This is a genomic window from Deinococcus misasensis DSM 22328 (assembly GCF_000745915.1).
Lineage (GTDB): Bacteria > Deinococcota > Deinococci > Deinococcales > Deinococcaceae > Deinococcus_C > Deinococcus_C misasensis.
On record NZ_JQKG01000042.1, the window covers coordinates 16,318 to 35,810 of the forward strand.

At 52.1% G+C, this 19,493-nt stretch carries 18 protein-coding genes; 11 read left to right on the forward strand and 7 right to left on the reverse strand.

Annotated features, from left to right (window positions below; genetic code table 11):
• Positions 1-8: 8 nt before the first annotated feature.
• The 10 genes from Q371_RS19090 to Q371_RS19135 all read left to right on the forward strand — a co-directional run bounded on the left by Q371_RS19090 (position 9) and on the right by Q371_RS19135 (position 11,092).
• Positions 9-1,367, forward strand: coding sequence for a lipopolysaccharide biosynthesis protein (locus Q371_RS19090; RefSeq protein ID WP_157442826.1), 1,359 nt, complete (start codon positions 9-11; stop codon positions 1,365-1,367).
• Complete coding sequence (locus Q371_RS19095; RefSeq protein ID WP_169743889.1) at positions 1,360-2,253, forward strand: glycosyltransferase family 2 protein; 894 nt, start codon at positions 1,360-1,362, stop codon at positions 2,251-2,253. Before Q371_RS19090 ends, Q371_RS19095 begins: the two co-directional genes overlap by 8 nt.
• Positions 2,250-3,320, forward strand: coding sequence for a glycosyltransferase (locus Q371_RS19100; protein ID WP_034343455.1), 1,071 nt, complete (start codon positions 2,250-2,252; stop codon positions 3,318-3,320). Before Q371_RS19095 ends, Q371_RS19100 begins: the two co-directional genes overlap by 4 nt.
• Positions 3,320-4,597, forward strand: coding sequence for a nucleotide sugar dehydrogenase (locus Q371_RS19105; protein WP_034343457.1), 1,278 nt, complete (start codon positions 3,320-3,322; stop codon positions 4,595-4,597). Before Q371_RS19100 ends, Q371_RS19105 begins: the two co-directional genes overlap by 1 nt.
• Position 4,598: 1 nt before the next feature.
• Positions 4,599-5,609, forward strand: a complete 1,011-nt coding sequence (locus tag Q371_RS19110) for an NAD-dependent epimerase (RefSeq protein ID WP_034343461.1) — start codon at positions 4,599-4,601, stop codon at positions 5,607-5,609.
• A gap of 55 nt (positions 5,610-5,664) precedes the next feature.
• A complete protein-coding gene (locus Q371_RS19115) occupies positions 5,665-6,711 on the forward strand; it encodes a glycosyltransferase family 4 protein (RefSeq protein ID WP_051964814.1) in 1,047 nt (348 codons plus the stop codon).
• Positions 6,708-7,313, forward strand: a complete 606-nt coding sequence (locus Q371_RS19120; protein WP_034343464.1) for a sugar transferase — start codon at positions 6,708-6,710, stop codon at positions 7,311-7,313. The genes Q371_RS19115 and Q371_RS19120 overlap by 4 nt, the downstream gene beginning before the upstream one ends.
• Entirely contained in the window at positions 7,310-7,930 is a 621-nt protein-coding gene (locus Q371_RS19125; protein ID WP_211253867.1) for an acetyltransferase, read from the forward strand. Before Q371_RS19120 ends, Q371_RS19125 begins: the two co-directional genes overlap by 4 nt.
• A gap of 24 nt (positions 7,931-7,954) precedes the next feature.
• Complete coding sequence (locus Q371_RS19130) at positions 7,955-9,151, forward strand: DegT/DnrJ/EryC1/StrS family aminotransferase (protein WP_034343467.1); 1,197 nt, start codon at positions 7,955-7,957, stop codon at positions 9,149-9,151.
• Positions 9,152-9,262: 111 nt separating this feature from the next.
• Complete coding sequence (locus Q371_RS19135; protein ID WP_245618380.1) at positions 9,263-11,092, forward strand: polysaccharide biosynthesis protein; 1,830 nt, start codon at positions 9,263-9,265, stop codon at positions 11,090-11,092.
• Here the strand turns inward: Q371_RS19135 and Q371_RS19140 are convergent.
• From Q371_RS19140 to Q371_RS19165, 6 genes are all read right to left on the reverse strand, one after another.
• Positions 11,026-12,264, reverse strand: a complete 1,239-nt coding sequence (locus tag Q371_RS19140) for an O-antigen ligase family protein (protein WP_169743890.1) — start codon at positions 12,262-12,264, stop codon at positions 11,026-11,028. The genes Q371_RS19135 and Q371_RS19140 overlap by 67 nt on opposite strands.
• A 58-nt stretch (positions 12,265-12,322) precedes the next feature.
• On the reverse strand, positions 12,323-12,793 hold the full coding sequence (locus tag Q371_RS19145; protein WP_157442827.1) for a hypothetical protein: 471 nt from the start codon (positions 12,791-12,793) through the stop codon (positions 12,323-12,325).
• A 153-nt stretch (positions 12,794-12,946) separates the two neighbouring features.
• Positions 12,947-13,438 (reverse strand): hypothetical protein, encoded by a 492-nt coding sequence (locus Q371_RS19150; RefSeq protein WP_034343476.1) that lies wholly within the window; start codon positions 13,436-13,438, stop codon positions 12,947-12,949.
• Positions 13,439-13,502: 64 nt separating this feature from the next.
• Complete coding sequence (locus tag Q371_RS19155) at positions 13,503-15,155, reverse strand: polysaccharide biosynthesis tyrosine autokinase (RefSeq protein WP_084571540.1); 1,653 nt, start codon at positions 15,153-15,155, stop codon at positions 13,503-13,505.
• 122 nt (positions 15,156-15,277) lie between these two features.
• Positions 15,278-16,123, reverse strand: a complete 846-nt coding sequence (locus Q371_RS19160; protein WP_051964819.1) for a hydroxymethylglutaryl-CoA lyase — start codon at positions 16,121-16,123, stop codon at positions 15,278-15,280.
• Positions 16,116-16,898 carry an enoyl-CoA hydratase/isomerase family protein gene (locus tag Q371_RS19165; RefSeq protein ID WP_034343478.1) on the reverse strand — a complete coding sequence of 261 codons (783 nt, stop codon included), beginning with the start codon at positions 16,896-16,898 and terminating at the stop codon, positions 16,116-16,118. Before Q371_RS19165 ends, Q371_RS19160 begins: the two co-directional genes overlap by 8 nt.
• Positions 16,899-17,197: 299 nt before the next feature.
• Here Q371_RS19165 and Q371_RS19175 point away from each other — a divergent pair, with 299 nt between their 5' ends.
• Positions 17,198-18,367 carry an acyl-CoA dehydrogenase family protein gene (locus Q371_RS19175; protein ID WP_034343482.1) on the forward strand — a complete coding sequence of 390 codons (1,170 nt, stop codon included), beginning with the start codon at positions 17,198-17,200 and terminating at the stop codon, positions 18,365-18,367.
• A gap of 212 nt (positions 18,368-18,579) precedes the next feature.
• Here the strand turns inward: Q371_RS19175 and Q371_RS19180 are convergent, their stop codons facing one another.
• A complete protein-coding gene (locus Q371_RS19180; RefSeq protein WP_034343496.1) occupies positions 18,580-19,236 on the reverse strand; it encodes a GntR family transcriptional regulator in 657 nt (218 codons plus the stop codon).
• Positions 19,237-19,493 lie beyond the last annotated feature (257 nt).

Consider the following 19,493-nt stretch of genomic DNA (forward strand, 5'->3'; position numbering starts at 1 on the left):
TGGCTGCTGTGGTCAATCTGGTTTCCATTGGTCTGTTTGTGGCATGGTTTGGTCTGGAGACCTACGGTGCCTCTGCACTGATTGTTGCCTCCAGCACGTTGCTGCTTTCCATCGTTGGGCAATGGATGATCAATGCAGTCAGTCGGTATTTCTATGAATTCCAGGAAAATTTCTTCAGAACTTTATGGTCATATGGATTGCTGATTCTTCTGATGACCGTGGTGATCATTCCATTGGGTCTCTCAGCAGGAGAGCGGATGGTCAACTTCACTCTGGTGATCAATTTGTTTGTGTTGACTTTTTGTTACAATTTTTCTCTGGAATTCATTCGAATGAAAAGGCAGGTTTTTGTTTACGGAATCAGCATCTTGATTGAAGCCGTGGCCTCGGTTGCGACAGGATACATCCTGTCGCAACGTGACACGGGAGTTATCAATCCAGTTTACCTGTGTATTGCAGTTTCCATGTATCTTCCTTTGTTGTTTCACCTGTTGATGATTCGTCCAAATCTGAGCAGGGCAACTGTCACACAAGGGCGCATGAAAGAGATTTTTCATTTTGGATATCCCATGTCCATATCTTCCTTGTTCGGGCAGGTGATTTTCTTTGGTGCACGTTACTTCCTGGGTCTTTTCTTTGGATTAAAAGAAGTTGGTATATTTTCAACTTTATATGATATTTCTCAAAGGGGTGCCACATTTATCTTGAATACGCTCACTGGTGCTTCTCAGGTGATCATTTTCAAAGAATATGGAATGCACAACTTGGAGAAAGTCAACAAATACCTGAACAAGCAAATCAACCTGATCTTGCAGTTTTCTGTGATTGTGGCTTTGTTGTTCTTCAATGCTTATCCTTACATCATGCAAGTGGCAGGAAAATCTGGCCTTGAAGACTACAAATTCATGCTGGTGTTCGTGTCCATCATTGTGTCCATCAACCGGATCAAGTCTGGAACCTTTGACTTGATTCTGCAATTGGAAAAGAACACCCTGGGCATCACCCGCTCCACCCTGCTCGGGGCTGTGATCTCGGTGGTACCAGGAATTTTGATCGTGAAGTACTATGGCATCTGGGGTGCAGTGTGCTCCATGTTGCTGAGCTACTGCGTGTCCCTGTTCTACTCGTATGTGCTGGTTCGCCGGATGCGCATTGCATACTTCAACCTGAATGCATCAGTGATCAAGAAGAACCTGGGTGTCTATGCTCTGGTTGCACTGGTGCTGCTGGCTTCTTTGCTGTCCTTTTTCAGGTTTGAGTCTCCGGCCGGAAACATTGTGCTGCTGTTTTTTGTGGTGATTTCTGCTTTATTTTCCATATACACCAATTCGACCTGGTATACCCGAGGAGGAAAAGAAAGTGTTTGAAATTTCAGTGATTACGGCGACTTACAACCGCCGTGACCTCCTTTCAGAAGCGTATGCGCACATGCTGGGCATGCCTTTGAAAGAACAGGTGGAATGGATCATCATCGATGATGGTTCCACCGACCAGACCCAGCAGGTTGTGGAAGAGTGGATCAAAGCAGGACAGCTCCGGATTGTCTATCACCTGCAGGCCAACCGTGGCCGGGCTGCGGCCCTCAATGCCGGTCTGGAAAGGGCCAGCAAACCCATCTGCTTCTATCTGGACTCAGATGATTATTTGGAGCAAGGTGCTTTTCAGGACATCATCGAACAGTACCAGACCAATGACATCATGCAAAACCGCTCCATTGCAGGAATGGTTTTTCTCGCCAGCACCAAGGCCGGGGAGTTGATCGGTCAGGCATTTCCGCAAACACAAATGGTCAGCAAGCCTGCATTGATGTTGCACCACTTCAAGGTGCGGGGTGACAAATTGCACACCTTCAAAACGGAAGTGCTCAAAGCTTATCCGTTTCCCCTTTTTGAAAAAGAGAAACGGGTGGCCACATCACTGGTGTTGAATCGCATTTCATTGAAATACGACTTCATGTACGTCAACGTCAAAGCCCTGCGCAAAGACTACACCGCCGATGGCCTCAGCAAGAACATTGATCGGGTGCGGGCCAAAAGTTCCAACGCCTCGCGCACCTTTTACTTTGAAGCGGTGGATGTGCCTTTCATGCCTGTGAAGGCACGCATCAAGTACATGATCAATTTTGTGCGCTACCAGTTGCATTCCAGAAGTGCGTTTCCCAGTTTCAAACGTGGAACCAATTATCTGCTTTACTTCCTGCTGTTGTTGCCGGGTCTTGCCCTTTACACAAGGGATGTGAAAAAGCAGCAATGATGCGCATTCTGTTTGTGATTGCTGGGTTGGGCCGGGGAGGTGCAGAAACCCAGGTGATCCGTTTGACTGAAAAGTTGATGCAAGACCACAAAGTGAAAATCATTTCACTGCTGGAAGACAATGCTTTCCAGCAACGCATCGACAGTCAGAAAATGGATGTGGTGACGTTGCCCATCAATGGACGTTCACGCCTGTTCAAGAACCTGGGCCGGGTGCTGCAGGAAATGCGCCAGTTTCAACCGGATTGCCTGATCGGATTCATGTTTCATGGCATCATGGTTGCGCGTCTGGGCAGTCTGTTGACCAGAAAACCTTCCATCGGCAGCATTCGCACAGAAAAGGCTCAGGGTTTCAAGGACCGCCTGTTGCAATGGACGGATTTCTTGTCCAGAGGGATGGTGGTCAATGCGGAAAACACCCGCAACAAACTCATCGAACGAAAAATCACTTCTGGCAGCAAGATCCAGGTGATCAACAATGCCATGGATGATGTGTTCTTTGAAGAGCCCCTGCAAAGTGTTTCGCCTGCTTCTCGTTTCCGCTGGGTCACCATTGGTCGTTTGATCGAAGCCAAAGGGCATGACCTTTTGATTCGTGCCATGACCGAATTGCCTGAAGCAGAACTCACCGTGGTGGGGGGAGGTCCACTCAGGGCACAACTGGAAGAGCTTGTGGGCACCTTGAACCTGCAAGACCGTGTCCATCTGGTGGGTGATTCCAGTGACATCAGACCTCACCTTCGCGCGGCTGATGCTTTTGTGCTTTCCTCTCGCTGGGAGGGCATGCCCAATGCTCTGCTGGAAGCCATGGCAGCAGGCAAAGCGTGTGTGACCACCAATGTGGGAGGGGTTCAGGCTTTGCAGGGAAACCATCTGCTGGTTGTACCAGCCAATGATGAAGCACACCTGGCAAAGGGAATGCGGAACATGATGCAGTTCTCTGCTGAAGAACGTGCCTTGATGGGCAAGCAAGCCCGGCAGTTGGTGCGGGAACATTTCAGTGCCAGTGCAGTGGTCAAGATGTGGGAAGAATTCATCCAAAACAGTTCAAACCATCGGAGGATATGATGTCAGAGAAAATTTGTGTGATTGGTCTGGGATACGTCGGTCTGCCTTTGGCAGTGGAGTTGGCAAAGCACTACGACACTGTGGGATTCGACATCAATGCTGCTCGGGTCAGTGAACTGAAATCTGGCCTGGACCGGACCCTGGAAGTGGACAACGAGGAACTGAAAACCACCCGTCTCAAGGTGAGTGACCAGACGGAGGATTTGAAAGACCGCACGTTTTTCATCGTGACGGTGCCCACCCCCATCGACGAGAACAACAATCCTGACTTGACCCCTTTGCGCAAGGCTTCGGAAATGCTCGGTCAGGTGGTTTCTGACGGTGCAGTGGTGGTGTATGAGTCCACCGTGTATCCAGGGGTGACGGAAGAATACTGTGGTCCCATTCTTGCGCGGGTGTCCGGTCTGGAGTTGTTCAAACAGATCAAGTTGGGTTATTCCCCCGAGCGCATCAACCCCGGGGACAAAGTCCACACCATCACCAAAGTCACCAAAGTGGTTTCTGCACAGGATGCAGAAACGCTGGACCGTGTGGCCTCCGTCTACGAAAGTGTGGTGACTGCAGGTGTGTTCCGGGCAGCCTCCATCAAAGTCGCTGAAGCTGCAAAAGTGATCGAAAACACCCAGCGTGACCTGAACATTGCCCTGATGAACGAACTGGCCATGATTTTCGATCGACTGGGGATCCGTACGCTGGATGTGCTGGAAGCTGCAGGGACCAAGTGGAACTTCCTGAAGTTTTCTCCCGGTCTGGTGGGAGGTCACTGCATTGGGGTCGATCCATACTACCTCACCCAGAAGGCTGAACAGCTTGGCTACCATCCAGAAGTGATTCTCTCTGGTCGCCGGGTCAACGACAACATGGGCAGCTATGTGGCCCAAAAAGTGGTCAAACTGCTGATCAAAGCCGGTCGCAGTGTCAAGGGTGCGCGTGTGGGTGTTCTGGGCCTCACCTTCAAGGAAAATGTGCCAGATTTGCGCAACAGCAAAGTGCCTGACATCGTGCGGGAATTGGAAGAATTTGGCATTGAAGTGCTGATCCACGATCCTTTCGCCGATGCTCAGGAAGCCCACCATGAATATGGACTGACCCCTGTGGATCTGGAGCAGTTCAACAGCCTGGACGCCGTGGTGGTTGCTGTGTGTCACAGCTTTTACAAAGAACTGGGTTATGAGAAGGTCACAGCCATGCTCAAACCCCAGAGTGTGATTGCTGACATCAAGTCCCTGTTCATCAAAGAAACCCATTCCGCTGAAGTTCTCTACTGGAGTTTGTGAAATGACGAAGATACTGGTCACAGGTACCGCAGGTTTTATTGGATCTCACCTCGCCATGCGCTTTCTGGAAAGGGGAGATGAAGTCATTGGAATCGACAATGTCAATGACTATTATGATGTGCGCCTGAAGCATGCTCGCATGCAGCGTCTTGAGAAATACAGCAATTACCGCTTTTACCAATTGGACCTTTCTGACCGTGAAGGCATCTATGGGGTTTTTGAGAAGGAAAAGCCCCAAAAAGTTGTGAACCTTGCCGCTCAGGCAGGGGTCCGTTATTCCCTTGAAAACCCCCATGCTTACATCGACAGCAACCTGGTGGGTTTCACCAACATTCTGGAAGGCTGTCGCCACAATGATGTTGAACATCTGGTGTATGCCTCTTCGAGCTCGGTTTACGGGGCCAACACCACCATGCCTTTCTCGATCCACCACAATGTGGACCATCCCCTGAGCCTCTATGCGGCCACCAAAAAAGCCAATGAACTGATGGCCCACACCTACAGTCACCTTTATGGTTTGCCCACCACGGGTCTGCGGTTTTTTACGGTTTATGGTCCATGGGGACGCCCTGACATGGCCCTTTTCCTTTTCACCAAAGCCATTCTGGAAGGTCGACCCATTGATGTGTTCAACCATGGCAACATGCGCCGTGACTTCACCTACATCGATGACATCGTGGAAGGCGTGGTGCGTGTGACGGACAACACCGCCATCAGCAACCCTGAATGGAATGGCAGCCATCCAGATCCTGGAACCAGCAAAGCCCCCTACCGCATTTACAACATCGGCAACAACAGTCCTGTTGAACTGGGATACATGATCAGCACCCTTGAACAATGCCTTGGCATGGAAGCCATGAAAAACATGTTGCCCATGCAGCCCGGAGACGTGCCCGCCACCTACGCCGATGTGGATGACCTGACCCGAGACGTTGGATTCAAACCTGCCACCCCCATTGAAGTGGGCATCCAGAACTTCGTGGACTGGTATCGTGAGTTCTACAAAGTCTAAAACCATTGTTGTGCTTGCTGGATATGCGCCTTCCCTGATCAATTTCAGGGGGCGCATGCTTCAAGATCTGGTTTCCCATGGGCATCAGGTCCATGCGGTTGCCCCTGAAGACGACCCGGAGGTGCGCTCAACCCTGCAAAATTGGGGCATCCAGTACCACACTGTGCCTTTGCAGCGTTCAGGGATCAGCCTGAAAGGGGACTTGAAGTTGTTTCAGGCATACCGCAGGCTGTTTGTGAAGCTCAAGCCAGCAGTGGTGTTTTCTTACACCATCAAGCCTGTGGTGTTCGGGTCTCTGGCCGCCAGATCGGCCGGTGTACCCAAAATTGTTTCCATGATCACGGGTCTGGGTTACACCTTCAGCGATGATGCCAGACCGCTGATCAAAACGCTCAGTCGCATGCTGTACAGAATGGCCCTCAGTGTGAACCGTACCGTGATTTTTCAGAATCCAGATGACCGGGATCTGTTCGTGCAAGAAGGGTTGACCTCTGCGGAAAAAATTCGCATTGTCAATGGCTCTGGGGTGGATGTGGCGTTCTTTGCGCCTGAACCTTTGCCTTCAGGCCCGGCGCGTTTTCTGCTCATTGCTCGACTGCTGCGGGACAAAGGCATCCGTGAGTATGCTGAAGCGGCCCGTCAGGTGAAACAGAAACATCCGGAGGCAGAGTTCTATTTGCTGGGTCCCACAGATCCCAGCCCAAATGCCATTTCTCAAGCGGAATTGGATGGGTGGGTGTCGGCTGGGACCGTCAAATACCTTGGCGCCACCAAAGATGTGAGGCCTTTTATTGCACAGTACAGTTCTGTGTATGTGCTGCCTTCTTACCGTGAAGGAACACCCAGATCGGTGCTGGAAGCCATGAGCATGCAAAGGCCCATCATCACCACAGACACCCCCGGATGCCGTGAGACCGTGGAACATGGGGTCAATGGTTTTCTGGTTCCGGTCAAGGAAAGTGCAGGGCTTGTAGAGGCCATGTTGCAAATGATTGAACAACCGGGGTTGATGGAAGCCATGGCCAGAAAAAGCCGTGAACTTGTGGAATCCAAGTATGCTGTTGAGAAGGTGAACGCTGTGTTGTTGGAGATTTTGCAATGATCAAACGCCTTTTTGATGTGCTGGTGTCTGCACTGGCTCTGGTTTTGCTGGCCCTGCCCATGCTGGTCATTGCCCTGTTCATCTGGCGCAACATGGGTGCACCTGTGATTTTCTCACAGGTGCGTCCGGGGTTGAAAGGCCGACCTTTTCGCATGATCAAATTCCGGACCATGCGAAATGCCAGAGACGCGCAAGGCCGGGATTTGCCAGACGCTGAGCGGCTCACTGCTCTGGGACAATTCTTGCGCAAGACATCGCTGGATGAACTCCCTGAACTCTGGAACGTCCTGAAAGGGGAGATGAGCCTGGTGGGTCCTCGCCCCCTTCTGATGGAGTACCTGCCCCTTTATTCCCCTGAGCAAGCCAGAAGACACGAAGCCCGTCCGGGTGTCACAGGATGGGCACAGGTCAATGGCCGCAATGCCATTTCCTGGGAAGAAAAGTTCCGGCTTGATGTGTGGTATGTGGACCACCAGTCTTTTGTGCTGGACATCAAGATTCTCTGGATGACCGTTCAAAAAGTGTTCAAACGCGAAGGAATCAGTGCCGCAGGTGAAGCCACCATGTCCAGATTCACGGGTTCACAGGGAGAAGGCAAGTGAATCTGGATCTGGTCATTGTGGGTGCAGGTGGACATGCCCGGGTGGTGCTGGACACCTTGCAAGCCATGGGCAAGAAGGTTTCCGGTTTTTTGGATGATCGAGAGGCCCTCTGGGGAACTTCGCTGGCCGGTTTGCCTGTGCTGGGCAGTGTGGAGTTGCTGTCCGATGTTCAGCAAGCGGTGATTGCCATTGGCAACAATGCCATACGTCAAAAAATTGCACATGACCATCCCCATGTAGAATGGATCTGTGCGGTTCACCCCACTGCATACGTCAGTCCCACCGCTCGGGTGGGTGCAGGAACAGTGGTTTTTGCCAGAGCTGTGGTGCAACCTGATGCTCGAATTGGTCAACATGTGATTGTCAACACTGCGTCTACTGTGGACCATGACAGTATCATTGAAGACCATGTGCACCTTGCCCCGGGCTGCCATCTGGCAGGCTCGGTGCATGTGCGAGAAGGTGCTTTTCTCGGGGTGGGAACCTGCGTCATTCCAGGCATCAACATTGGTGCATGGAGTACGGTGGGAGCAGGTGCAACAGTGACCGCTCCTGTGCCCGAGCGGCAAACTGTGGTGGGTACACCTGCCAGACCAATCAAGCCAAAAACACAGTGATCTTCACTGTCTCAAGGAGCAAACATGTTGGGAACCAGATGGGCCCCCTGGCCTCAGTTTGAACAGGATGAAATTCAGGCGGTGACTGCCGTTTTGCAAAGTGGTCGTGTCAACTATTGGACAGGACAGGAAGCACGCAAATTTGAGCAGGAGTATGCAGAATACCTTGGCGTCAAGCATGCCATTGCTTTGCACAACGGAACGCTGGCCCTCGAATTGGCTTTGTATGCGTTTGACATTGGAGAGGGTGATGAGGTCATCACCACCACCCGCACTTTCATTGCTTCCGCAAGTGCTGCTGTGATGCGAGGTGCCATTCCCATCATTGCAGATGTGGACCCGGTCTCACAAAACATCACTGCAGACACCATCCGTCCCCTGATCACCTCCAAAACCAGAGCCATCATTGTGGTGCACCTTGCAGGATGGCCAGCAGACATGGACCCCATCATGGAGCTCGCTGCCGAGCACAACCTGATTGTGATCGAAGACTGTGCACAGGCGCATGGTGCTTTTTACAAGGGCAAACCTGTTGGCAGCATTGGTCATGCAGGTGCATTTTCTTTCTGTCAGGACAAGATTCTGACCACAGGTGGAGAGGGAGGATTGCTGGCCCTCAACGACACCGACCTCTGGAAGAAAGCCTGGGCTTACAAAGACCACGGAAAGTCTTACGATGCGGTTTACCTGAAAGATCATCCTCCAGGTTTCCGCTGGTTGCACGAGTCTTTTGGCACCAACTGGCGAATGCTCGAAGTACAGGCTGTGATTGGGCGTCTCCAGTTGCAGAAGCTGCCAGAGTGGATTGAAAAGCGCCGTGCAAACGCTGCAGTCTTGAATGAAAGGTTTTCCAGGTGGGATGCTTTCAGGTTGACCCTGCCACCTGAAGATGTCTTTCATGCCTACTACAAGTATTATTTGTTCGTGCAGCAAGACCAACTGGCGGAGGGCTGGACCCGTGACCGCATCATGCAAGAAGTGTCCCAGAGAGGGGTCCCCTGCCTGTCTGGATCTTGCTCAGAGATCTATCTTGAAAAAGCTTTTGTTGATCGGGGATATGGACCACAAGAACGCTTGCCTGTGGCACGTGAACTTGGAGAAAGCTCTTTGATGTTTCTGGTGCATCCCACCCTGTCTGTGCAAGACATGCATGCTTTTGCTGATGTGGTGGATGATGTGATGAAACTCGCCTCTTTGCCGTGTCAAGTGGACATAATATAGATGGTTGAAGAAGTCCAGTTGGGATTTTAAAAGCAAAATGGGCTGTGTGGAGACCTGCAAGTTTCAGCAGGAGGCCACAGAGAAAGCGATTTTGGTGATCAACAGGAGGTGATGATGCGCAGTGTTCATGTGAAGTTTCTGGTGGATTTGCTGATCTGGAGTGCAGCAGTTCCCATCGCATTCTGGTTGAGGTTGGGTTCTTTCAACATTGATGACCAGTACTACAGGGCCATGTTGTACCTGACTGGCATTGGTGTGGTCTACAAAACATTCCTGATTTTGTATTTTCGGATGAATCTTCAGGTGTGGCAAAGGTTCAGCCTGGGAGACCTGGCTACCCTCCTCAAAGCCGTGCTGACTTCTTTCGTGATCAGCACAGCCATCAGCTTTTACCTTCCTTCAGTGCCGCGCAGTGTCCCCCTGATTGCATTGCTGGTTTCTCTGGCCAGTTTGACTGGAATCCGTTTTCTGGTGCGCACAAGCTATGAAAATGCCCGCAGGGTGGTGTCCATTGGAACGGGGACCTCCAGACGTGTTCTGGTGATCGGTGCAGGGGATGCCGGTTCCATGTTCGTCAGGGAGATGTTGCGACATCCTGAGCAAGGCATGGTTCCTGTGGCTTTCCTGGACGATGACATGTCCCTCAGGGGAAAACGCATTCATGGGGTTCCTGTTGCAGGTGACTTGGACCACCTTTCCAACGCAGCACGCAAGTACCAAGCGGACATGGTTCTGCTGGCGATTCCCTCTGCAGCAGGTGAAGTGATTCGGAAAGTGGTCAACGCTTCCAAAGCTGCAAATTTGACCTACAAAGTGGTTCCTGCACTCTATGAATTGGTCGGAGACCAGATCCAGATTTCCCAGATCCGTGATGTGAATCTGGAAGACCTGTTGCGGCGTCCTCCCGCCGATCTGGACATTGCAAGGATTTCAGATTACCTGAAGCAGAAAGTGATTCTGGTGACGGGTGCTGGAGGATCCATTGGCTCTGAAGTGGTCCGTCAAATTGTCAGGTTTTATCCACGAAAAGTGATTCTGTTTGGTCGTGGCGAGAACAGCATTTTCACACTGCAACAGGAATTGTTGCGCAACTGGCCTGAAATAGAATTCATCACCCTCATTGGAGATGTCAGGGACCATGAACGGCTGCGTTTTGTGTTCCAGCAGTACATGCCCCAGGTGGTTTTCCATGCAGCAGCACACAAGCATGTGCCTCTGATGGAAGAGTCCCCCTGTCAGGCTGTCCTGAACAACATTTTTGGCACCAAAAACGTTGCCACATTGTGCCTGGAGTTCCGGGTGGAACGGTTTGTCAACATTTCGACGGACAAGGCTGTGAATCCCACCTCAGTGATGGGGACCACCAAACGCATTGCTGAGATGGTGGTGGCCACATATGCACAGAAAGTACGTCCTGGTCAGGCCTTCATGTCTGTGAGATTCGGGAATGTATTGGGTTCCCGGGGCAGTGTGGTTCCCACGTTCATGCGGCAAATCAAAGAAGGTGGTCCCATCACAGTCACCCACCCGGACATGACCCGTTACTTCATGACCATTCCAGAGGCGTCACGCCTTGTGCTGCAGGCAGGCGGTCTGGCAGGAAACGGCAATGTGTATGTGTTGGACATGGGACAACCGGTCAAAATTGCCGATCTGGCCCGGGATTTGATTCAACTTTCCGGAGCAAAAGACATCGACATTGAGTTCACAGGCATGCGCCCCGGAGAAAAGCTTTATGAAGAGTTGTTGACCTCCAGCGAAGGGGTCAGCAAAACCAGCCACGAAGAAATCTTCGTGGCCAGCCTGGAAACCCCCAACGAGAATTGGCTGCTGGATCGTCTGGAACCCCTTTACCGCAGCGCCCAGAGAAGCGATCACCGCTCTGTGAGGGCCGGTTTGCGGGAGTTGGTGCCTGAGTCAACCATCAAGTTGTTGACCTGACGGTTTTCGGCGTAGGCCAGGCCCATGAAAGCATAAAAAATCAACATGGTTGCAGGAATAAAAGTGATGTGTGAATCATAGATTCCAGTGATCAGATACCCTACAGCCGAACCTGCAGCAATCAATGCTGCAGGTTTTCTCTTGATCAAACCCAGCAAGATCACGGATGCATTCAAGAGCAGAAAAAGGGCCAGTCCGATGATGCCCACTTCACTCAACATTTGCAGGTAATCGCTGTGGGCATAATTGACAAATTGCCGGTCAACAGAAGCCTGGGTTTCCCGTGGGTCATTGCGGTAAGAAGCAGAGAGAATGCTGAATTGTCCAATCCCAAGACCCGTCCATGGGGCGTCTGCCCACATGCGTTCTCCGTAAGACCAGACAGCCTCTCTGCCTTCGATGAACTTGGGCCAACTGTTGGAAAGGCCAATGGTTTGTTTGTTGGCCTGGAAAATCGCCTGGCCCTGGGGTGTATTGAAAAACAAAACACCCAGAATGCTGGCAAGCACAGTGATTCCAGACAGGAAAACACCCCATTTCCAGTTTTTGCTGATCACCCACAGCAGGATCATCAAGGGAAGCATCAGAAGGGCCACAGGAATGCTGCTTGAATCGGTTTGCATCAAGACCCAGTTGGAATAGACCAGCAGAGGGATGGACAACAGGCTGAGGGCATCAAATTTTCGCAGCAAAAGGGTGCCCATCAGGAAGGCATTGTTGAACACCAGATAGCCACCAAAGTGTGCAGCATTGAAATAGGGACCTGTGATGGCTGTGCTTTTGGGATTGGGAATCAAGATGTTCTCAAAGGGGAGGGGGATGGCTTGCCACTCAAACCAGCTGATGGTCAAAACCAGCACAGAAGACACAAAGAAAACCCCATGAAAGTATGACAGCGTTTTTTCACGGGCAAGAAGGTGAATGCTCCATCCCAGGCCCAGAGTGGCGGTCCAGATGCCCGCCCACAGCCAGGCCTCTTTGAGATAAACCGCTTGTCCCACACTCACCCAGATCCAGAGCAGCAGCAATCCCACAAGACCGCTGAAGGTTTTTGAAGCTCTGGCTTTGGGTTCGAAAACAGCCCACAGCAGTGTGAAAAATGAAGCCAGGCTGCCTGCCACTCCAATCACCATGAAACCCCAGTCGGTTCCTCCTCCTCCAGCAAGGGCCACAACGCAAAGGGCAAGGCTACAGACAATGAGGGCGAGAAAACGAAACAACCCACTGACTTTATTCATTTTCAAGGCTTCCTTTGAGCCGCTGGATGTCTTTCATCACAAGGGCCAATTTACTGAGATCGTGCGAAGTTTGATATGCAGAAAGGGCTTCTTGTTTTTTCCCCAGCGCTTCCAGATAAATGCCTTTTTCGTAGTAGTAGCCTCCGCCATTTGGATCCAGAGCGATGGCTTTATCGATATAAACGAGCGCCTGCTGGTAATCCCCCGGATTTGCATAAGAAGATGACCATTTGTAAAAATACACTGCATTGGCTCGATTTAAAGAAGTGGCTTTCTGGTAAGCCTGGTCCATGGCATCCCGGTAGCTTTTTTCTTTTCGGAACATCCACAAGACCCCATTGATGTTTGCCAGATTGAGATGGGCATCTGCGTTGTATTGAAAATGATCAATGGCTGAATTTGCCAGTTGAATGGCCTGATCAAATTCAAAATCTTCCAGGGCTTTGTTGCTTTTCTGGATCAAAACGGTGCTCTGGTACAATTGGACATTGGAGTATGCGAGAACCCCAAACAAAACCATGAGGGGCAGTGCCAGAATTCTGATGATCAACATTGGGCCTCCAGCAGAGATAAAAAAACAGTCGCCATGTTGATGGCGACTGTTTTTTTAAAAAGCTTAGCGAGTGGGGGTGACGCCGTTGAGCAGGTCACGCACAGCTGCGCTGTTGCCACTGCTCACCAGGAAGGATTGCAGGCTGCCTGCATTGCTGAAGTCCACTTTGCCTGCATTGAGGTCTGCGGCAAGGGCAGCGTCGTTGACAGGTTTGCAGGTGCGGAATTCCACAGCAGCCTTGGCAACCAGCAGGTTGGTGGCTTTTTGATCACCCAGGGTGATCAGGTTGTCGAGGGTGGTTTGCTGCAAGCAGGTTTTGCTCAGCACGAGTTTGTAGAGTTGCTCAGCGCCATTGGAACGGGTAGGCACGAGGCTCTGCAGCTGTGCATCAGAGACTTTACCAATGCTGGTGGCTTTGATCAGGATGTCAAGCACTTGGAAGCCACTGAGGCCACTGAGTTCACTTGCAGTAACGGTTTGAGCAAATGCAACGGAAGTGGGTCCGACTGCGGCAACTCCCAGCAGTGCTGCGATGATGATGGCTTTCTTTTTCATTGAATACCCCCTTAAGGAATAAAACTACCCAAACAAGATTGTACCATAAACCGGTACAAGAGCATCACTGCTTCCGGACTTTTTCGGCTTCTGGACGGTAACTGTAGTAGTAATAGTAGTAGCCGTCTTTGCGACTGGTCACTTTATTGAGCACAAAGCCAATCAAATTGCAGCCGGCAGTGCGAATGTTTTTGAGGGTGGCATCCACATTGGCTGCAGTGGTCTGATTGGCTTCAACCACCATCAAAATGCCCTGGGTAAAACGAGAAATGGTCAGGGCATCTGCAAGCGCCAAAATGGGTGGACTGTCCAGAAGCACCACATCGTATCCGCTGTCCCAGCTGCTCAGCAGGTCCTGCAATTTGGAACTGTTGATCACATGGGCGGCTGAACGTTGTGGAACACCTGCGGGCAACATGTCGATGCCCTGGCTCACCTGCAAAGCCTGAGCAGCTTTGGGGTTGCTCAGTGCGGTTTGAATGTCCCGAGCAGGTACGGTTGGGTTGGCTTCTGCACCGGGCAAGGCATGCCAGCCCAGGGGTTTGATTTGAGACCACACCTTGTGTTGGGTGGGACGGTGCAAGTCCAGATCAACAATCAAGACTTTCATGCCCGAGTTGGCCAGGCCTTCTGCCAGGGCAGCAGTGACACTGCTTTTGCCTTCGCCTGAACGGGAACTGGAAACCACAAAGCGACGGGTGTTGGTGTTGCCTTCTGTGTAGCTCAAAAGGCTGACGCGCAAGAAGCCAATGGCTTCATAGAGCATGCCAGAACGTGCACTTTCGATGATCCCTCTTTGCAAGGTTTTCCCGGCCAGTTTGGGCAACTTGCCCAGCACGGGAGCTCCAAAAGCAGTGAGGTCTTCGTCCGACTCAATGCGTTTGCGAAGGGCATCTGAAATCAGGGCAAATCCAGACGCCAGCAAGAATGCCAGCAGGGCCGCCAGAGCTGCACTGCGCAGAGGTTTGGGCGAGACCGGCTCAGAGGGCACTTCGGCTTCTGCCACAAGGTTGAGTGTTCCAGTGGCGGCTTTGACAAACACCTCCATCTGGGCCAGGTTTTGCAACACACTTGCACGGGTGGCGATGAAGGTTTGTTGTTCAATGCTGTTGTTTCTGCTGGCCCTGATGCTCTGGTTCAGAGAAGCCAGTTGTTGTTCGAGGCTGCCTTTTGCCCTGACAAGTCGGGCAGTGGCGCGTTGAATGTCCCAGTTGATGACCGCTTGCACCGCTGCATTGGCAAGCACCTGTGCACTTTCAGGGGTGTTGGATTGTGCGGTGATTTCATAAACCCCTGTCAACTGGTTGTCCAGCCGTGCCCTGACCTTGAGGCGATCGAAGCTGTTGCGGCTCAATTCGCGGTTCAGGTCATCGATGATGGCTTGTTGCTCGGCTCTGGACAATTTGCTTTCCTGAAGGCCTGCAATGATGTCCTGTGTGACAGAGCGGCTGTGAATGGCCTTTTCCACTGCACCCTGTGGCAATGGAGGAGCAGAAACCAGGGTGTTGTTCAGGGTCATGTTTCCAGTTTCTGAGCGAACTGCAATCATGCTGCTGACAGCTTCATAAGTTGGAGTTTGCTGTTGACTGATAAGATAAGTAAGTCCACCAGTGAGTGCCACGCTGATTCCAATCAATAGGGCATTTCTGCGCAGCGTGCCAAATAGTTTGACGATATCAATGTCGTCATTGCGTACGTTCGGGGTTTGTTCAAGCATCAGGAAAAGACCTCACGAGATGAAGCATCTACCCTTTATGGTACAGAACAGATGCACTAGGGACCGTTCTGACCCCATCTCCACACCCATCAATTGTTACACACTTGTTCTTAAAAGTCTGCTCATGGGTCACAGAAAATGCTTTGAGAGAGTCTTAAGATCTCCTGATTCAGATGGAATTCTGGACGCAAAACACCCATGATTTGCTCGGTGGGTAAGTTGCCCACCAACTCATCTTTGGCAAAAGGACAACCGCCAAAACCTCCTATGGCACCTTCAAACCAGCGGATTCCTGAACGCAATCCAGCCTGCACCAGAGCCAGTGCTTCTTCAGGTCTGGCATGCAAATGTAAACCGGGTGCGTGACTGTATAGACCACTTTCCAGAAACCGGCACACCTGTGCAATTTGTTCCGGAGTGGCTGTCCCTACAGTGTCTGCCAGAGCCACCTGATCCACCCCCAGATCCCTGAGACGCAAAAGGGCATCTTGAACCCTGTCAGGGCTCCATGGATCACCATAAGGGTTGCCGAAACCCATGGACAGGTACACCACCAGATTTTTGTGGGCTGCGTCTGTCTGGGCTTTGAGTTGCTCAACCAATGCCCATGCTTCTTGAAGGCTCTGGTTGGCATTGCGTTTCTGGAAGGTTTCTGAGATGGACAGGGGGAACCCCACACTGGTGACTTTCGGTTGTAGCATGGCCCGTTCCATGCCTTTCTGGTTGGCAACAATGCAGAGGTAATCCCGGCCTGCAGGGTCTGGCAAACCAGAGAGCACATCTTCGGTGTCACGCATCTGGGGCACAGCCTTTGCACTGACAAAAGAACCCAGATCCAGATGGGTGAAACCGGCGTCCAGCAAAGCATTCAAGTAGGTGATTTTGGTTTCAGTGGGTACAAAATGCTTGAGGCCCTGCCATGCATCCCTGGGGCATTCCACATATTTGATGGGTTGCACATCATCCATCGGAAGGCTCCTGCCATTTGGGAGCACGTTTTTCCAGAAAACTGGTGATGCCTTCTTTGAGGTCGCTGGTGGTTCTGGCCCATGCGTTCATCTGGGCTGCATGCTGCAAAGCTTCATGCAGGCCCATGGAGGGCAGGTTGGCCAGCAGGGTTTTGGTGCTGCTCAGGGCAACTGGAGAGTTCCTTGCGATGTGCTCTGCAAGTTGCATGGCTCTGGAAAGGGCCTGTCCGGGTTCGGTCAGGCGGTTGATCAGGCCCATCCGGTAAGCTTCGGCGGCAGAGATGGCGTCTCCAGTCAAGAGCAGTTCTCTGGCATGTTTTTCGCCCACAGAACGCAGCAAGAAAACCATCACAATGGCCGCGACAAACCCGAGTTTCACTTCGGTGTAAGCAAAACTGGCTTCGCTGGAGGCCACCACCAGATCACAAGCGCTGGCCAAGCCTGCTCCTCCAGCAATGGCTTTGCCTTCAATGGCTGCAATGATGGGTTTGGGATGGGTGTAGATGGTTTCAAAAAGCCGTGCCAGTTGACGTGAGTCCTGCAGGTTGTCCTCACTGCTGGCCGACAGCAGGTGATGGAGGTTTTTGAGGTCTGCACCGCTGCAAAACACCTTGCCTTCGGCGCTGAGCACAATGGCTCTGGTGGAAGCATGGGTTTTCAGGTCCTCAAATGCTCCCAGCAAATCCTGAACCATTTGAGGGCTCAGGGCATTGCGGTTTTCTGGCGAGGCCAGGGTCAGGCGGGCAATGGGGCCGTGGTGTTCAAGGTGCAGCATAAGAACCTCGTGGGGGATGCCAAGGGCCGAGAGCATGGCAGGGGTGAGAAGTTTTGAAGGGCAGAAAGGGAATCTTGTGACTGATGTAGGGGCGAGGTGTGCCTCGCTCTGTATTGATGATCAGGGAAACAACGCAGCTTGCAAAACGCACTTTCAGGTCATGATGGGTGAACGTATGACAATTTTACAACGCATCACGAAAAAAGTGTAATATGTTTTCAGCAACCCCAGAATGCCTTTCACCCGATGTGCAAAAACGCGGGTATGCCTTTCTATTCCCTCTCAAAGGAGAAACACGGATGTGGTTTGACATCACAAACGAAGAAAAAGCCATGGTCGAAAGCCTCAAAGACTTCTTGCTGACCCGAGCAGAACCCGGCGCAGCAGAGCGTGACCAGACCGGAGCTTTTCCCATGGATCTGGTCAAAGCCCTTGGCGAAATGGGCGTGATGGGTGCCTGTACCCCAGAGGAATATGGTGGCTCTGGCCTCTCGATGCACACTTTTGCCCTGCTCATTGAAGAATTGGCAGCCATTGATGGAAGCCTGTGCCTGACGGTGGCCAGTCACAACAGCCTGTGTCAGGGACACATCCTGATTGCAGGGAACGAAGAACAGAAAAAGAAACACATCCCGGATCTGGCGAGTGCAAAAAAACTCGGGGCATGGGGCCTCACTGAAGCCGGAAGTGGATCAGACTCTGGCGGACTGCAAACCCGAGCTGTTGAACAACCTGATGGCAGCTGGATTTTGAACGGCTCCAAAAACTTCATCACGCAAGGCTCTGTGGGAGGCACCTATGTGGTGATTGCCCGGACCGATGCCCCCAGAGAAGGCAAAAGCAAAACCGATGGGATCAGTGCCTTTGTGTTCAACCGCGATGAAGTGCAAGGTTTCAGTGTGGGCCGCAAAGAAGACAAACTGGGACTGCGTTCCAGCGACACTGCGCAGATCATCTTTGAAGACATCCACCTGCCAAAAGAAGCTTTGCTGGGCAAAAGGGGAGAGGCCTTCAAAGACGTGATGCGTGTGCTGGATGGTGGCCGCATTGGTATTGGAGCCATGGCTCTGGGACTGGGCAGAGGGGCAATGGAATACGCCACCCGTTATGCTCTGGGCCGCGTGCAATTTGGCAAATCCCTTGCCCACCATCAGGCCATCCAGTTCAAGCTCGCAGACATGAGCACCGAACTGGAAGCTGCCCGTTTGCTGATCTCCAAGGCTGCCCACCTCAAAGATGCAGGGATGCCCTTCACAGAAACGGCAGCCAAAGCCAAACTGTATGCTTCAGAAGCTGCAAATCGGGCCTGTGACAATGCCATCCAGATCCTCGGGGGATACGGTTATATCAAGGAGTACCCTGTGGAACGTTTCTGGCGCGACAACCGCCTGACATTGATTGGCGAAGGCACCAGTGAAGTGCAACGCATGATCATTGGACGGCATCTGGTTTCCAGATACGCGGATTGACGAGGAGGCCGAGGGCTCAAAAATGCCGAGGGCCGAGAGCTCAGGGCCGAGAGCAAAAGAAAGCTTTGGCTGAAGCAATGAAGGGCGCAGCACGCTGCGCCCTTACAGTTCCCCTTGATAATGTTTTATACGTGTGGAACGATTCTCTCGGCTCTCGGCTCTCGGCTTCTGGGCGACGCACGCGTAGCCCCTACAAGGCTCTCGGCTCTGCTTTACCCCTGACGCAAAATGCCCAACAAGTGGTGCTTGGCCGTTTCAAGGTGCTCGATGAGCAGGGCTCTGGAACGGTCCAGGTCTTTTTCGGTGCAGGCCTGCAGCAGGTTGCGGTGTTCTTGCTGGGAGGTTTTGTTGCGGTCTTCGCCACCCAGATAAATGGCCATGTAACGGGCAGAGTTGGTGTGCAAAACCCGGATGCTTTCCAGCAAACGGTTCAGGTTGGCTGCACCATAAAGGGTCGCGTGAAACTCCCAGTTGAGTTCAGCAAGGCTGGCGGGGTCTTCGGTCTCGTCCATCACGTCCAGCAAACCTCTGGCCCGGATGAAATCGGTGGGGGTGAGGGCAGGAATGGAGCGCACCAGAAGGGTGGGTTCCAGAGCTTCGCGCATCAGGTAGATCTCATCGACCTCCTCGATGGACAGTTCACTGACCACCGAACCCCGGTTGGGAATGAAGGTGACCAGACCCTCGGCTTTCAGTTGGTAAAGGGCTTCCCGGACAGGAATTTTGCTGACCCCGAATTCGGAGGCCACCTCGTCTTGCCTTAAAGGTTCCCCGCCACGGTACTTGCCCTGAATGATGGCTTGCCTGAGGGCATTGGCAATCATCTCTGGTGTGCTGGAAGGACTTCTGGTCTGAAAACCGCGTTTCATGTTCACCTCGCCTGCTGTTCGCCCAGACAAAGTGTAGAGCGACGAATGGTTTGATTATACGTGTATACGGTGGGTTTGAGGTGAGGTCTGAGGGTGATACAGCCGAGAGCCGAGGGCATAGGGCCGAGGGCCAAAAAAGCTTTTGCCAGAGCAATCAAGGGTGAGGCATGCCTCGCCCCTACACAAATGCCTTGACGATTTTTACTGTGTTGGACATCATGCTCTCGGCTCTCGGCTCTCGGCTCTCGGCTCTCGGC

What these genes read in the sequence shown, in the direction of transcription:
- Q371_RS19100 (WP_034343455.1), top strand. Translation starts at nt 2,250, where the DNA reads ATGATGCGCATTCTGTTTGTGATTGCTGGGTTGGGCCGGGGAGGTGCA.
- Q371_RS19105 (WP_034343457.1), top strand. Translation starts at nt 3,320, where the DNA reads ATGTCAGAGAAAATTTGTGTGATTGGTCTGGGATACGTCGGTCTGCCT.
- Q371_RS19110 (WP_034343461.1), top strand. Translation starts at nt 4,599, where the DNA reads ATGACGAAGATACTGGTCACAGGTACCGCAGGTTTTATTGGATCTCAC.
- Q371_RS19115 (WP_051964814.1), top strand. Translation starts at nt 5,665, where the DNA reads ATGCTTCAAGATCTGGTTTCCCATGGGCATCAGGTCCATGCGGTTGCC.
- Q371_RS19120 (WP_034343464.1), top strand. Translation starts at nt 6,708, where the DNA reads ATGATCAAACGCCTTTTTGATGTGCTGGTGTCTGCACTGGCTCTGGTT.
- Q371_RS19130 (WP_034343467.1), top strand. Translation starts at nt 7,955, where the DNA reads ATGTTGGGAACCAGATGGGCCCCCTGGCCTCAGTTTGAACAGGATGAA.
- Q371_RS19135 (WP_245618380.1), top strand. Translation starts at nt 9,263, where the DNA reads ATGATGCGCAGTGTTCATGTGAAGTTTCTGGTGGATTTGCTGATCTGG.
- Q371_RS19150 (WP_034343476.1), bottom strand. Translation starts at nt 13,438, where the DNA reads ATGAAAAAGAAAGCCATCATCATCGCAGCACTGCTGGGAGTTGCCGCA.
- Q371_RS19155 (WP_084571540.1), bottom strand. Translation starts at nt 15,155, where the DNA reads ATGCTTGAACAAACCCCGAACGTACGCAATGACGACATTGATATCGTC.
- Q371_RS19160 (WP_051964819.1), bottom strand. Translation starts at nt 16,123, where the DNA reads ATGGATGATGTGCAACCCATCAAATATGTGGAATGCCCCAGGGATGCA.
- Q371_RS19165 (WP_034343478.1), bottom strand. Translation starts at nt 16,898, where the DNA reads ATGCTGCACCTTGAACACCACGGCCCCATTGCCCGCCTGACCCTGGCC.
- Q371_RS19175 (WP_034343482.1), top strand. Translation starts at nt 17,198, where the DNA reads ATGTGGTTTGACATCACAAACGAAGAAAAAGCCATGGTCGAAAGCCTC.
- Q371_RS19180 (WP_034343496.1), bottom strand. Translation starts at nt 19,236, where the DNA reads ATGAAACGCGGTTTTCAGACCAGAAGTCCTTCCAGCACACCAGAGATG.